At 68.7% G+C, this 13,673-nt stretch carries 14 protein-coding genes and 1 tRNA gene; 7 read left to right on the top strand and 8 right to left on the bottom strand.

Annotation, left to right across the window (positions count from 1 at the left end; all coding sequences use genetic code 11):
• Positions 1-8: 8 nt before the first annotated feature.
• Both argE and apaG read right to left on the bottom strand, forming a co-directional pair.
• Entirely contained in the window at positions 9-1,169 is a 1,161-nt protein-coding gene (argE, locus tag HNQ73_RS13740) for an acetylornithine deacetylase (RefSeq protein ID WP_183335457.1), read from the bottom strand.
• Positions 1,170-1,200: 31 nt separating this feature from the next.
• Positions 1,201-1,593, bottom strand: coding sequence for a Co2+/Mg2+ efflux protein ApaG (gene apaG, locus HNQ73_RS13735; RefSeq protein ID WP_183335456.1), 393 nt, complete (start codon positions 1,591-1,593; stop codon positions 1,201-1,203).
• A gap of 105 nt (positions 1,594-1,698) precedes the next feature.
• Between apaG and HNQ73_RS13730 the strand changes: the two genes are divergently transcribed.
• A complete protein-coding gene (locus tag HNQ73_RS13730; protein ID WP_183335455.1) occupies positions 1,699-2,364 on the top strand; it encodes a CDP-alcohol phosphatidyltransferase family protein in 666 nt (221 codons plus the stop codon).
• Positions 2,365-2,451: 87 nt separating this feature from the next.
• On the top strand, positions 2,452-3,552 hold the full coding sequence (locus HNQ73_RS13725; RefSeq protein WP_183335454.1) for a 2'-deoxycytidine 5'-triphosphate deaminase: 1,101 nt from the start codon (positions 2,452-2,454) through the stop codon (positions 3,550-3,552).
• A 56-nt stretch (positions 3,553-3,608) separates the two neighbouring features.
• Here the strand turns inward: HNQ73_RS13725 and HNQ73_RS13720 are convergent, their stop codons facing one another.
• From HNQ73_RS13720 to HNQ73_RS13710, 3 genes are all read right to left on the bottom strand, one after another.
• Entirely contained in the window at positions 3,609-4,541 is a 933-nt protein-coding gene (locus HNQ73_RS13720; protein WP_183335453.1) for a cupin-like domain-containing protein, read from the bottom strand.
• A gap of 5 nt (positions 4,542-4,546) precedes the next feature.
• Positions 4,547-5,788 (bottom strand): GNAT family N-acetyltransferase, encoded by a 1,242-nt coding sequence (locus HNQ73_RS13715; RefSeq protein WP_183335452.1) that lies wholly within the window; start codon positions 5,786-5,788, stop codon positions 4,547-4,549.
• A gap of 106 nt (positions 5,789-5,894) precedes the next feature.
• Entirely contained in the window at positions 5,895-6,089 is a 195-nt protein-coding gene (locus tag HNQ73_RS13710) for a hypothetical protein (protein WP_183335451.1), read from the bottom strand.
• A 176-nt stretch (positions 6,090-6,265) separates the two neighbouring features.
• Between HNQ73_RS13710 and HNQ73_RS13705 the strand changes: the two genes are divergently transcribed.
• Positions 6,266-6,340: transfer RNA gene (locus HNQ73_RS13705), tRNA-Gly, on the top strand.
• Positions 6,341-6,449: 109 nt separating this feature from the next.
• Here HNQ73_RS13705 and HNQ73_RS13700 read toward each other — a convergent pair.
• Complete coding sequence (locus HNQ73_RS13700; RefSeq protein WP_183335450.1) at positions 6,450-7,613, bottom strand: CobW family GTP-binding protein; 1,164 nt, start codon at positions 7,611-7,613, stop codon at positions 6,450-6,452.
• Between the two features lie 162 nt (positions 7,614-7,775).
• Complete coding sequence (locus HNQ73_RS13695) at positions 7,776-9,065, bottom strand: D-alanyl-D-alanine carboxypeptidase family protein (protein ID WP_183335449.1); 1,290 nt, start codon at positions 9,063-9,065, stop codon at positions 7,776-7,778.
• 224 nt (positions 9,066-9,289) lie between these two features.
• Here HNQ73_RS13695 and HNQ73_RS13690 point away from each other — a divergent pair, with 224 nt between their 5' ends.
• Entirely contained in the window at positions 9,290-10,192 is a 903-nt protein-coding gene (locus HNQ73_RS13690; RefSeq protein WP_183335448.1) for a DMT family transporter, read from the top strand.
• A 77-nt stretch (positions 10,193-10,269) separates the two neighbouring features.
• Positions 10,270-11,436: an acetyl-CoA acetyltransferase gene (locus HNQ73_RS13685; RefSeq protein WP_183335447.1), complete on the top strand. Its 1,167-nt coding sequence runs from the start codon at positions 10,270-10,272 to the stop codon at positions 11,434-11,436.
• 123 nt (positions 11,437-11,559) lie between these two features.
• Here HNQ73_RS13685 and HNQ73_RS13680 read toward each other — a convergent pair whose 3' ends face one another.
• Positions 11,560-11,826: a BolA family protein gene (locus HNQ73_RS13680; RefSeq protein ID WP_183335446.1), complete on the bottom strand. Its 267-nt coding sequence runs from the start codon at positions 11,824-11,826 to the stop codon at positions 11,560-11,562.
• A 79-nt stretch (positions 11,827-11,905) separates the two neighbouring features.
• On the opposite strand from HNQ73_RS13680, the gene HNQ73_RS13675 reads away from it, so the two are divergent.
• Both HNQ73_RS13675 and cobS read left to right on the top strand, forming a co-directional pair.
• Complete coding sequence (locus HNQ73_RS13675) at positions 11,906-12,526, top strand: J domain-containing protein (RefSeq protein ID WP_183335445.1); 621 nt, start codon at positions 11,906-11,908, stop codon at positions 12,524-12,526.
• A gap of 160 nt (positions 12,527-12,686) precedes the next feature.
• On the top strand, positions 12,687-13,673 hold the full coding sequence (cobS, locus tag HNQ73_RS13670; RefSeq protein WP_183335444.1) for a cobaltochelatase subunit CobS: 987 nt from the start codon (positions 12,687-12,689) through the stop codon (positions 13,671-13,673).

Genomic DNA, 13,673 nt, shown 5'->3' with positions numbered 1-13,673 from the left:
GGCGCAGCCTATTGTGCGAGGTCTCTCGCCAGCGCGCGCATGAAGGCGGCGCCCGCCTCCAGCTCCGCGAGCGTGATGTATTCGTCCGGCTGGTGCGCGCGGTCGATGGTGCCCGGCCCGCAGACGACTGTCGCGATGCCGGCGTTCTGGAAATGCCCGGCCTCCGTGCCGAAGGGCACCGTGATGGTGCGGTTGCGGCCGGCGAGGCGCAGCGCCAGCGTCTCGGCGGCCGAGCCTGTGTCGGGCCGCAGGCCGGGGACGGAGACCTCGCACCGCGTCTCGATGCGACTCGCCGGCGCCGTGCGGCGCATGCGGGCGAGCACGTTTTCCGACACCGCAGCGAAACGGCGCGGGATCTCCTCCGGGTCGAGGTCCGGCAGGCCGCGGAACTCCCAGTGGAAGGAGCAGTGCCGCGCCAGGATGTTGCGCGCCGTGCCGCCGGCGATGGTGCCGACGTGGATCGTCGTGTAGGGCGGGTCGAACCGGCCCGAGGCGTCGCTGCGCGCCACGAACTCCTCGGCCATGCGGTTGAGCTCCGCCACGAGATCGCAGGCCGCCATGACGGCGCTGGCGCCCAGCTCGGGCTTGGACGAGTGTGCCTCCACCCCGTGCACCTGCGTCTCGAAGGTGACGACGCTCTTGTGCGCATCGGCCACTTCGAGACCCGTCGGCTCGCCGACGAAGACGGCCGACGGCATCGGCACGTCCTTGCCGAAGCGGGCGATGCCGTCGACCACGCCGAGGCAGGTCGTCTCCTCGTCATAGGAGAGGAAGATGTGGATCGGCCGCTTGAGGTCCGCCTCCAGGAACTCCGGCACGAGCGCAAGCGCCAGAGCGCAGAAGCCCTTCATGTCCACCGCGCCGCGGCCATAGGCGCGTCCGTCCTCCACACGCAGGGTGAAGGGATCGCTGGTCCAGGCCTGACCCGCCACGGGCACCACATCCGTGTGGCCGGAGAGGACGACGCCTCCGGGCACCGCCGGCCCGACCGTGGCGAGCAGCGCCGCCTTGTCGCCCGTCGCATTCGGCAGGCGGATGTAGCGCACGCCCCAGCTGTCGAGATAGCTCGCGACGAAGTCGATGAGCGCGAGGTTGGACTTGGAGCTCTCGGTGTCGAAGGCGACGAGCCGCGCCAGCATGTCGAGGGGGGAAAGGCGCGTGCCAGTCATGCGGTGCCCGTTCAATTGTTGCTGCGGAGGATCAATGCATGACCCGTCGCACATAGGGGCTGTCCAGTGGAAACAGCGGGATATCCACGGGAAAACGCTCCCCGCGCTGCGTGATCATGTCGTAGGAGCCCATCATCGTGCCGTGCGCCGTCGAGAGCGGGCAGCCGCTGGTGTAGGTGAAGCTCTCGCCCGGCTCGAGGATCGGCTCCTCGCCGACGACACCGGGGCCGTGGACCTCCTGGGAGCGACCCTCGCCGTCGGTGATGGTCCAGTGCCGGGCCTTGAGCTGCACCGTCTCGGCACTGAGGTTCACGATCTCCACCGTGTAGGCCCAGAAGAAGCGGCCTTCGCGCGGCGAAGATTCCTCCTCCAGGAAACGCGGCTCGACAGTGACGCGAATGCCCCTCGTCTCGGCCCGGTACATCTCGCAGCTCCGTGAACGTCGCGAGCGGACAACGTCCCACCCGGCGTGGTAAGCGCTAACGGGGCCGAGCGTCAATTGTCCCGCACGCCCGGGAGGCCGCAGCACATGCTCGACGGGATCATGCGCCGTGTCATCGACCCGCCGCTTGCCGTCGCGGGCCGCCGGCTGGCCGCGGCCGGCGTCTCGGCCGATGCCGTGACGCTGGCGGGCTTCGCCGCAGGGCTCGGCGGCGCGGCTGCGGTGGTCCTGAGGCTCGATCTTCTCGCCGCTGTGCTCTTTCTCGCCGGCCGGTTCGCGGACGGCCTCGACGGCGCGATCGCCCGCGCACGCGGCCGAACCGACCGCGGCGGCTTTCTCGACATCGTGTGCGACTTCGCCTTCTACGGCGCCTTCCCACTGGCCTTCGCGTTGCGCGAGCCGCAGGCCAATGCGCTGGCTGCGGCCGTCCTCCTGTTCAGCTTCTACGCCAACGGCGCCACGTTCCTCGCCTATGCGGCGGTGGCGGCGCGCCGGGGGTGGGAAAGCCGGGCACGCGGCGTCAAATCCATCTACTTCACAGCGGGCCTTGCCGAGGGCACGGAGACGATCCTCGCCTTCCTCCTGATGCTGACGCTGCCGCAGCATTTCCCGCCCATCGCCTATGTCTTCGCCGCCATGACGCTCGCCACGGCCCTCGGCCGGGCGCTCGCGGGCTGGCAGCGGTTCCGCGAGGCTCCGCATGGAGCGGAGCCGGGCTTTTCCACGTCCCGGGCGGACCGACGCGCCGAGTAGCCATCGGCACGAAAGCGCGGTAATCACAAGACCCCGCGCCCGGCCTTCGGGCGCAGTCCAGCCCCCGCGAGGTTCCTGCGAGGTTTCATGGTCCAGCTCGTTCCCGGTATCCAGCCTGCAGAAACGATCGCCGCCTTCGCTGCCGCCGGCGTGATCCGCGCCGCGGCGCCCTTCGACGCGGACCAGATCCAGCCGGCGAGCCTCGACCTGCGCCTCGGCGCGCGAGCCTATCGTGTCCGGGCGAGCTTCCTGCCGGGCCGTGGCCGCTCGGTGCGCGAGCGCCTTGCGAGCCTCTCCCTGCACGAGATCGACCTGACGCGCGGCGCCGTCCTCGAGACAGGCTGCGTCTATATCGCAGAACTGCAGGAGGCGCTTGCGCTGCCCGCCGGGCTCGCCGCTGCGGCCAACCCCAAGAGCTCGACGGGGCGCCTCGATGTCTTCACCCGCGTCATCGCCGACCGTGGCCGCGAGTTCGATGTCATCGACGCCGGCTATGCGGGGGCGCTGTTCGCCGAGATTTCGCCACGCACCTTCCCGGTCCTGGTGCGCCAGGGCTCGCGCCTGTCGCAACTGCGCTTTCGCCACGGCGCCTGCCGGCTGAGCGACGCGGAGCTCGCGGCCCTGCACGAGAAGGAGCGGGTGGTCACCTCGCACGAGCCCTCGATCCAGTCCGGCGTCGCGGTCAGTGTCGATCTGTCCGGCTTCGGCGAGCGCCGGCTTGTCGGCTACCGGGCCAAGCGCCACACCGGCCTCGTCGATGTCGACAGACCAGGTGCCTACCAGGCGAGCGCCTTCTGGGAGCCGCTCTATGCCGGCGAGGAGGGCGAGCTCATCCTCGACCCCGGCCAGTTCTATATCCTCGCGTCGAAGGAGGCCGTGCACGTGCCGCCGGACTATGCGGCGGAGATGGTGCCGTTCGATCCGCTGGTCGGCGAGTTTCGCGTGCACTACGCAGGCTTCTTCGACCCCGGCTTCGGCCATGCCGGCGCGGGCGGGGCGGGCGCGCGCGCCGTGCTCGAGGTGCGCTCCCGCGACGTGCCGTTCATCCTGGAAGACGGGCAGATCGTCGGCCGCCTCGTCTACGAGCGCATGGCCGGCCGCCCGGCAGTGCTCTACGGCGCCGGCGCCGGCTCGCACTACCAGGCGCAGGGGCTCAAGCTCTCCAAGCACTTCGTCATGGACGTCTAGCCGGCTATTCTTGAGCGGCGCGCGGCGCGGACGCAGCGCCCGGGCCGCAAGGCGCGTCAGGCCTTCTTCTCACGGTAGTAGTAGTTCGCTTGCCGGCCGAAGACGAGGCCGCGCAGAAAGCGGCGCATCCCCTCCGTGCGGCGCAGTGGCTCGACGGCGGTGCGCAGCGCCCTGTAGGCGGCGATCTTGACGCCGTCCATCACCGGGTTCACCCCCGGCGCAGGCTGCGGGAAGCCGTACTTGCGCAGCAGCCCGTTGGCGCGCAGCAGGGTGTTGAGCCGCTCGGCGCGCGGCGACTTCCAGGTAATGGCCATGGAGACGGAATAGCTGTCGCCCGTGCGCACCCAGTGCGGCCACAGGTGGGGCACGAAGAGCCCGTCGCCGGGCTGGAGCGAGAAGACCTGCGCCTTCGCCTCGTAGCTCGGGTCGTAGCGCTTGTTGCGGTGCTTGGAGGGCGACATCTCCAGCTCCTCGTCGGTCAGGAATGACCTGTCGCGGTTGTCGAAGATGTGGAAGAACTTCGGCCCGTGGATCTGGACGAAGAAATTCTCCTCCGGGTCGACATGGAAGGGCGTCGTCGCATTGGCCGAGGCCACGAAGACGAAGCCCTGGATGTCGTAGAAGCCGGCCTCCTCCAGCGAGCGGTGCCCGAGCTTCTGGGCGACGCCGGTCAGGACCTCCTCCAGCAGCGCGCGATAGGCCGGTTCCACCTCCACGCGCTTCAGCACCATCCAGGCGTTGCACTGCTCGATGCGGCGCACGACCTCCTCGGCCGACATGTCGAGCGTCGGCACGTCTTCCGGCTTCACGCCGGGCTCGAGGTCGCCAGCGTTGTATTCCACCCGGTCGCGCGGCAGCGTCTTGGCAAGGCGGGCGAGCGCGGGCAGCGAGAACAGCGGATGGCCGGCGAGGTTGTGGCGCGTGGCGAACGGCTCGTGGGGAAAGCGGTTCGCAAGATCGGCCTCTGCGGCAGTGATCTCGGCAGTCATGGCTGTCAGTATCCTTTCAGGCGGTAGTAGACATGCTTGGCGGCGCCACGGAGGTTGCGACGCAGGCGCTCGAGGCGGATGACGGCGGCCGGGAGACCATGACCACCCGGACGCAGGCCGATGAAGAGATCGGCGACAGCCATCCGCTCCGGCCACAGGTGGTCGATCATCGGATGGCCGGCAATGGCGCAGGAATCAGTGCGTTCCACTGTCTTGCGCTCGAGCTGGTACCGGGTCAGGGCCAAGGTGAGCTGAACGCCCGGCGAGAAGCGCGCGAACTGCTCATCGTAGGCGATCTTCCAGAACCAGCTGTGGCTGCCGGCGTCGAGGAGGACACCCGCAGCAATGGGCTTGTCTCCGGAGCGCAGCGTGATGACGCGGCAGCGGCCCTTGCTGGCGAGCAGCCGCGTCATGGTGCGCACGAAGGTCGCCGTGCCGTCGGACTGCAGCAGCGCGGTGCCGCGCTGCGCCTTCCAGCCGGATGCCTCAAGCGCCAGAAAGACTTCCGTAGCGTCGCGCACGGCCTGCGGCTCGACCGCGGTTTCGACGCGCACCGCGCCGAGCTCGTCAAGGCGGCGCAGCTGCCGGCGCAACTCCTTCAGCTTCTTGCCGGGAAGGGCCGAGGTCAGGAACGTTTCGGGATCATGGCCCCCGTTGAGCACGGCGCGCTCATGGCGGTCGAAGAGCTGCGTCGCCAGGCCACGGGCCTCGGCCGCAGCCGCGAAGGTCTTCGCCACAGCGCCCTCAACAGGAAGCAGCGGAAACATGACACCGCCGGCCAGGGCGGCGCGCTTCGCCATGTGGTCGAGGAAGGCGCCCGCAACATCCAGCGCGTTCTCGGCGTCGATCAGCGGCGTGTCGAGGCCGCAGAACGGCATGTGCCACAGGCGCGACACGCCGGGCACGTCGATCCGCCTGCCGTTGGCGAGGAACAGGCCGAGGAGATCGCCCGGCGCCTTGCGGCTGCTCCGCCAGACGAGCACGGCACCCATGTGCTGCTCAGAGGCGATGTGCTGCGCGGCAGTGAGCGCAAAGGCCCTTTCGGTGAAGATGTTGCGCTCGAGCGCCCGGCGGGCGAGGTCGTCCCACGCCTCCGCAATGTCGGCAAGCCTGACGGCCGGCCGCCGCTCGAGCACGAAACGATTGCCGGAGACGGCATTCTGCTCGGCGACGGTCCCGACGGCGCCGTCCGCTGAGAGCGGCTTCTTCTTTCCAGTCTGCGAGAGACGTGCGACGTTGGATGTCATGTCGCTGTTCCGATTTGCAACGCGTGTTCCACCACGGGACGGATCCCGGCGGCCCTGCGGCCGACGGGAATGTTGTAGCAGGGATCGTGCCGGGTGAGGCCGCCCGTCAGCGGGAATGATGAACGACTGGTGGCGGGGACGCGCTCGTGCGCACCTCCGGCGCGGGCGCGCCGAAGAGCTTGTGGAGCTGGCGCACGGCGCCGAGGCCGACGACCACGAGGATGACGATGTAGGCGATCAGCCACAGGCGCCGTTCGCGGCGGCTCTCCCAGCCCGGCGGAACATCGGACGGCTCGTCCATCGGCGCACCTCCGCCTGCAGCATGACAGATGCGCCGCGCCACCGGCAATGCGGGCGCGGACAAACAGCTTTCCGGCGACAGAATGGGCTTGATCGGCGAGGGGGGAACCGAGTACACAATGGGCCCCACCGTCCGGTGGCATCTCCAGGAACGCTGCGGTTCCGACGGCGTCTTCGGCGGGCGTAGTTCAGTGGTAGAACGACAGCTTCCCAAGCTGTATGTCGAGGGTTCGATTCCCTTCGCCCGCTCCAAAAAACGCCAGCATAGCCAATAGTTTGAGCGGTCCCCTGCGCGTGGGCGCGGTGTTGCTGCAGGCATTCGGCCTGCCGTTGCGACGCGGGCTGCCCGGTGCAGCCGGTGTCAACGGCCTCCGCCGATGGCGAGCGGATTGTCGGTGAGGGCCTGCGCGTCCGGCGTGTCGATCGCGGGCGTGCCGTCGAAGGCGCCCCACAGGCGGCGGACGAAGCTCTCGTCGAGATCGCGCAGGATGAAGACGATGCGGGTGCGCCGGTCGTCGTCCGGCCAGGCATCGAGCACCACCGGCGGGTGGAAGACGTGCTGCACGCCGTGGATGACGACCGGATGGTCCGGCCCCTCCTTCACAGCCACGATACCCTTGACCCGCAGCAGGTTGGGACCGTGCGCCGAGCGCAGCAGGTCGAGGAAGAGGTCGAAGGAGGGGGCGGAGATCGGCCGGTCGCTCGTCAGGCAGAAGGCGCGGATGCGCGCATCGTGCCGGTTGACGTCGTGATGGCTGTGCCCGTGCCCATGTTCATGCCCGTGCCCATGTTCATGCTCATGGCCATGGTCGTGCTCGTGCGCGTCCTCGAACGCCTCGGCGCCGAGCCAGCGGGCGACGTCGCCGATTTTGCCCTCCGGGTTGTAGAGGCCGCGGCCGAGGAGGCGCTCGGCGGTTGCTGCAGCATCGTCGGCACGCAGCATGTCCGCCGCCGGGTTGAGGGCGGCGAGGCGGGCCGTGAGTTGCCCGAGCCGCTCCGGGTCGTCGTGCAGCAGGTCGGTCTTCGTGAGGACGAGGCAGTCAGCGACGGCGGCCTGCTTCACCGCTTCCTTCTGCGCATCCAGTGTTGCCGCCCCGTTGACGGCGTCGACGAGCGTTACAACGCCGTCGAGCGCGTACCGCATCGACAGGTAGGGGTGGCGCAGGACCGTGTGCAGGATGGGGGCCGGGTCAGCGAGGCCCGTGGTCTCGATCACGACGCGGCGGAAGGGTCGGATGCGGCCGTTGTCCCGCCGGCGCAGCAGATCCTCAAGCGTCGCCACCAGATCACCGCGGATGCTGCAGCACAGGCAGCCCGCCGCCATCAGCACGAGATCCTCGTCCACCTTCTCGACGAGGAGATGGTCGAGCCCGATCTCGCCGAACTCGTTGATGACGACCACGGTGTCGGCCATCCAGGGGTCGCGCAGCAGCCGGTTGAGCAGGGTCGTCTTGCCTGCGCCGAGAAAGCCGGTGACGACATTGAGCGGGATCGGCGCCGGGCGGCCGGGCTGTGGAGCGGTCATGACGGGAGCCCCGCATGGCTGGCAGGCCGCCGGGTGCGCCGGCGGCTGCATGGGCATCGGCTCCGCCGGTCCTGCACCGGCGGCGATGTTCCACTATTACATCTGTCGGGGGGCGGACAAGCGCAAGGCCGGGACGGGAAAATGCCTTCCGCCCCGCGGCCGTCAGTTGCTGGTCGCCCTGACGGGAGGCGTCTTCTGCACGGACTTTTTCTCGGCGGGCTTCTTCACCGCCGCCTTCGTCTTGATGACCGGGCGCGGTGGCGGCCGCACGGCGCCCTGCAGCACCATCGGTCCGTTGCCGCCGAGCGTGGTGCCTTCGGCCTCCTGCGGCGCGAAGGCGCGGGCGGCGGGCGGCGTCGCGGCGACGGCGGCCGGTGCGGCCCTGGAGCCCGGCGCACGGCCGACATAGACGTCGACCGGCGTCGTCGGCTCGCGCGGGGCGAGGGTGCCGGGCTTGGGGCCCAGCACCTTTGACAGGCCGGGGCTCGGCGAGAAGATGTTGAACAGGCCGCCGGCATTCGCCTCCACCAGCTGCATCTCCTCGCCGTCCTCGCCGACCGTGCCGCGATTGCGGCCGCAAACCGCCTCACGCATGTCCGGCGGGGAGGTGTAGGAGACGGGCAGGGCCTCCAGGGTGGAGCTGCCCCAGCCGTTGCTGGCGAAGCCCTTGTCGAAGAGCGCGGCGGCGCGGATCGTGCGCTCGGTGGCGCTGTGGGCGCCGAGCACCACGGTGATAAGCGTGCGTCCGCCCCGCGTTGCCGTGGCGACCACGTTGAAGCCGGAGGCGCAGATGAAGCCGGTCTTCATGCCGTCGGCGCCCGGATAGCGGCCGATGAGGCCATTGGTGTTGCGCATGATGCGCTTGCCGAAGCGGATGGCGCCGATGCCGAAATACTGCTTGTACTCGGGAAACTCCGTCAGCAGGGCGCGGGCGAGGATGGCCATGTCGCGGGCGCTGGTCCGCTGGCGCTCGTCGGGCAGCCCGTGGGGATTGACGAAATAGCTGTCGTGCATGCCGAGCCGGCTTGCCGCAGCGTTCATCATGTCGGCGAAACGGTCCACGGAGCCGCCGACCCCTTCGGCGAGCGCCACGGCCATGTCGTTGGCCGACTTGACCATGATCATCTTGAGGGCGTTGTCGACCGTCACCTCCGTGCCGGGCTTGAAGCCCATCTTGGAGGGGATGACAGCCGCAGCCTTGGGGCTCACCGTGAGCGGTGTGTCGAGGCTGATGCGGCCCGCGCGGATCTCACTGAGCACGACATAGGTCGTCATCAGCTTGGTGATCGAGGCCGGATACCAGGCAAGCGTCGCATCCTCCGCGTGCAGCACGCGGCCGGAGCTGGCATCGACGACGATGGCCGGCGCGGCGAGCGCCATCGACGCCGAGAGAAGAAGCGCCGCAAGGCCGGAAAAAAGCGGTGCCGTTCGCGAGAAGAGAGCGGGTCTCATGTCGAACCTGTCCGGGTCGCCTGACGGCGTGGCGCCATCGCGATGCGATGTGGCCCGATGCGCCTTGCCGGCATCGAGGGCCGGAAAGGCAGGCATTGTCGCTGGTCAGTCGTAACCCGTGTCGTCTGATTTGCATAGGGATGCTGCCGCCTGTAGACAGCAATTGCGGCAGCGTCCGGGCGGACGGTGGCGTCTTCCACATTCCGTTGCATCGGATCTCAATCGTGTTCACAGCTCTTCTGTGGATCCCCGCCACGATCGCGGCCGCGGCTGCGCAGACCCTGCGCAATGCCATGCAGCGCAGCCTCACCGACGTGCTCGGCACCGTCGGGGCCACCCAGGTGCGCTTCCTCTACGGCTTTCCCTTCGCACTCATCTTCCTCGCGCTCGTCACCACCGTGACGGGGGAGGCCGTGCCGCTGCCGGGGGGGCGTTTCCTTGCCTTCGTCACGGGCGGGGCGGTGGCCCAGATTGTAGCGACCGCGCTCATGCTCGCTGCCATGCGCCGCGAGGGCTTCGCCGTCACCATCGCCTACACCAAGAGCGAGCCGGTGCAGGTCGCCCTCTTCGGGCTCATCGTCCTCGGCGACCGGCTGACCCTGCTCGGCGCCGCCGCCGTCATCGTCGCGACGCTCGGTGTCATCCTGATGTCGGTGAAGCCGGGCAGCCGGCTCACGTCGCTCGCGCGCGGCGGCCCGGCCCTGGCCGGCATCGCCTCCGGCGCCTGCTTTGCGCTCGCCGCCATCGGCTTCCGCGGCGCCATCCTGGCCTTGCCGGAGGGGTCGTTCCTGGTGCGGGCCACGACGACGCTGGCCTTTGGCCTCGGCATCCAGACCCTGGTGCTCGTGCTCTATCTCGCCCTGTTCGACAAGGCTGCGCTCGTCGGCAGCTTCCGCGCCTGGCGGCCGTCGCTCTTTGCCGGCTTCATGGGGGCGCTCGCCTCCCAGTTCTGGTTCATCGGCTTCTCGCTCACGAGCGCCGCCAACGTGCGCACCCTCGCCCTCGTCGAGGTGTTCTTCGCGCAGATCGCGGCGCGGCGCCTCTTCGCGCAAACGGCCTCGCGCCGCGAGATCGCCGGCATGGTGCTTGTCTGCGCCGGCGTCGCGATGCTCTTCGTCGCACAGTGATATGAGTGAGAAAGCGGGTTGCGGGCCGCCCGGCGCCCGTGCACAGTGCGCCGCAAAATGATCGGGAGGATGACAGAATGACCGCGGCAATCGTCGGCTGGGCCCATACGCCGTTCGGCAAGCTCGATGCCGAGAGCGTCGAGAGCCTCATCGTCCGTGTCGCCAACGAGGCGCTCGCCCATGCCGGCATCGGCGCCGAGGATGTCGACGAGATCGTGCTCGGCCATTTCAACGGCGGCTTCTCGCAGCAGGACTTCACGGCCTCGCTCGTGCTCCAGGCCGACCCGGCCTTCCGCTTCAAGCCCGCGACGCGCGTCGAGAACGCCTGCGCCACGGGCTCGGCCGCCGTGCGGCAGGGCATCAGGGCCATCGACGCGCGCAATGCGCGCATCGTGCTCGTCGTCGGCGTCGAGCAGATGACGACGACCCCCGGGCCCGAGATCGGCAGGAACCTGCTCAAGGCCTCCTACCTCAAGGAGGAGGGCGATATTACCGGGGGCTTCGCCGGCGTTTTCGGCAAGATCGCCGCTGCCTACTTCCAGCGCCACGGCGACCAGTCCGACGCGCTCGCCATGATCGCGGCGAAGAACCACCGCAACGGCGTCGACAATCCCTATGCCCAGATGCGCAAGGATCTGGGCTTCGACTTCTGCCGCAATGTGAGCGAGAAGAACCCCATCGTCGCCGGACCGCTGAAGCGCACGGACTGCTCGCTCGTCTCGGACGGCGCGGCCGCCATCGTTCTTGCGGACATCGAGACGGCGCTCAAGATGCGCCGGGCCGTGGCCTTCCGCAGCACGGCCCATGTGCAGGACTTCCTGCCGCTGTCGCGCCGCGACATCCTCAAGTTCGAGGGCTGCGCCAAGGCCTGGCACGATGCGCTCGACCGGGCCGGCCTCACGCTCGACGACCTGTCCTTCGTCGAGACGCACGACTGCTTCACCATCGCCGAGCTCATCGAGTACGAGGCCATGGGCCTGACGCCGGAGGGCGAGGGCGCGCGCGCCATCAAGGAGGGCTGGACGGAGAAGGGCGGCCGTCTGCCGGTCAATCCCTCCGGCGGCCTCAAGGCCAAGGGCCACCCCATCGGCGCGACGGGCGTGTCGATGCATGCCCTCTCAGCCATGCAGCTGTGCGGCGAGGCAGGGGGCATCCAGGTGCCGGGCGCGACCCTGGCCGGCATCTTCAACATGGGCGGGGCGGCGGTCGCCAACTACGTCTCGGTGCTCGAGCGCATCAAGTAGCCGGCGACAGCCACCGCCAGGCGATCAGGGGCGCCGCGGGCGCCCCGTTGCATTTGGGGCGGCGATGCCCATATTCCCGCCCGTGACCTTCCGCCAGAGCCGACGATGCCGTGCCGTTGCGGATCACTCCCCGGGAGCCCGCGCGGTCACGGCCAGCGCGTGCATGCCCCTGGCGAACTCCTCGGCGAGCAGCGCATTGACCATGCGGTGACGCTCGATACGGCTCTTGCCGGCAAAGGCGGGCGAAGTGATGTCGACCCTGAAATGCGTCTCCCCACCCTCGCGCCAGCCGGAGTGGCCGATGTGCCTGTCCGATTCGTCGGTGACCGAGAGATGGGTGGGAGAGAGCCCCGCCGTCAGCTTGGCGGCGATGGCGTCCTTCATGCCCATGCGTACACCCTGCGTTGCAACGCCGCTGTGTCTCCGCGGCACTTGTTCTGATAACAGCGTCTCACATAAGCTTTGAGCCATGAATCTCAACTCGCCCCTTTTCGATCGCATTCGCGTCCGTCCCGTGGCGGACGAAGGGGCGCGTCGCAACGAGCCGGGGTGCGAGCATCCGGGCTGCACGGGCCTTGGCCTGCACCGGGCGCCGAAGGGGCGCGGGCAGGAGGGGCAGTATTTCCTCTTCTGCCTTGAGCATGTGCGGGCCTACAACCAGTCCTATAACTATTTTGCCGGCATGAGCGAGGATGCCGTCGTCGCCTACCAGAAGGCCTCGGTCATCGGCCACCGGCCCACGTGGAAGATGGGCGTCAACGGTGCCGCGCGCATGCGTGCCGCAGCCTATGCCAGGGCTGCGGAGGAGGCGGAGGTGGTCGACCCGTTCGACTTCTTTGCCGGCGTGCGCGGCGCGCAGAGCGCATCCCGCCGGGCCGAGCCGGCGCGGCGCCTGTCGGCCCCTGCCATGCAGGCGCTCGATGTCCTCGGTCTCGACGAGACGGCTGATGCGGCCGCCATCAAGGCGCGCTACAAGCAGCTCGTGAAACGGTTTCACCCCGACGCCAACGGCGGCGACCGGTCCTTCGAGGCGCGGCTGCAGGAGATCATCCGCGCCTACAACACCCTGAAGACGGTCGGATTGTGCTGAATCACCCGTCGTCGTGATGGACATGATGATGCAAGGTGATTTGTGCGCGCCTACGCGAGCCCGTATCGAGTGCGATAGCGATGATTTGGGCTTGCCCGCGGGCGGAGGCGGTGAAACTCTGCCGCGACGCGGCGGAAGGTCCCGCCGATTGTGAGGAGCCATGCAAGCGACCACCGATACGGGCGCTAACCTGCCCGATATGAAGCTGTCCGTGCGGCAGGTGTTCGGCATCGATACCGATCTGGAGGTGCCGGCTTATTCCAAGCCCGACGAACACGTGCCCGACCTTGACCCCGACTATCTCTTTGACCGCGAGACGACGCTCGCCATCCTCGCGGGCTTCGCGCGCAACCGCCGCGTCATGGTCACCGGTTATCACGGCACCGGCAAGTCGACGCATATCGAGCAGGTCGCGGCTCGCCTCAACTGGCCCTGCGTGCGCGTGAACCTCGACAGCCACGTCAGCCGCGTGGACCTCGTCGGCAAGGACGCGATCGTGCTCAAGGAGGGCAAGCAGGTCACGGAGTTCCAGGACGGCATCCTGCCCTGGGCGCTGCAGAACAACGTGGCCCTCGTCTTCGATGAATATGACGCCGGCCGCCCGGACGTGATGTTCGTCATCCAGCGGGTGCTCGAGGTCTCGGGCAAGCTGACGCTGCTCGACCAGAAGCGCGTCATCCGCCCGCATCCGGCCTTCCGCCTGTTCGCGACGGCCAATACGATCGGTCTCGGCGATACCTCCGGCCTCTATCACGGCACCCAGCAGATCAACCAGGGCCAGATGGACCGCTGGTCGATCGTGACGACGCTGAACTATCTGCCGCACGACAGGGAGGTGGCGATCGTCCTGGCCAAGGCCAAGCACTACCAGAACGACGAGGGCCGCGACATCGTCAACAAGATGGTGCGGGTGGCAGACCTGACGCGCAATGCCTTCATCAACGGCGACCTGTCGACGGTGATGAGCCCCCGCACGGTCATCACTTGGGCCGAGAACGCCGACATCTTCGGCGACATCGGCTTTGCGTTCCGTGTCACCTTCCTCAACAAGTGCGACGAGCTGGAGCGTCCGCTGGTGGCGGAGTTCTACCAGCGGTGCTTCGGCAAGGACCTGCCGGAATCGGCCGTCAACTTCGCCCTGAGCTGA

This window comes from Chelatococcus composti, assembly GCF_014201415.1.
Lineage (GTDB): Bacteria > Pseudomonadota > Alphaproteobacteria > Rhizobiales > Beijerinckiaceae > Chelatococcus_A > Chelatococcus_A composti.
Note: the sequence above shows the minus strand (reverse complement) of the source record. Positions and strands in the feature narration are given on the sequence as shown.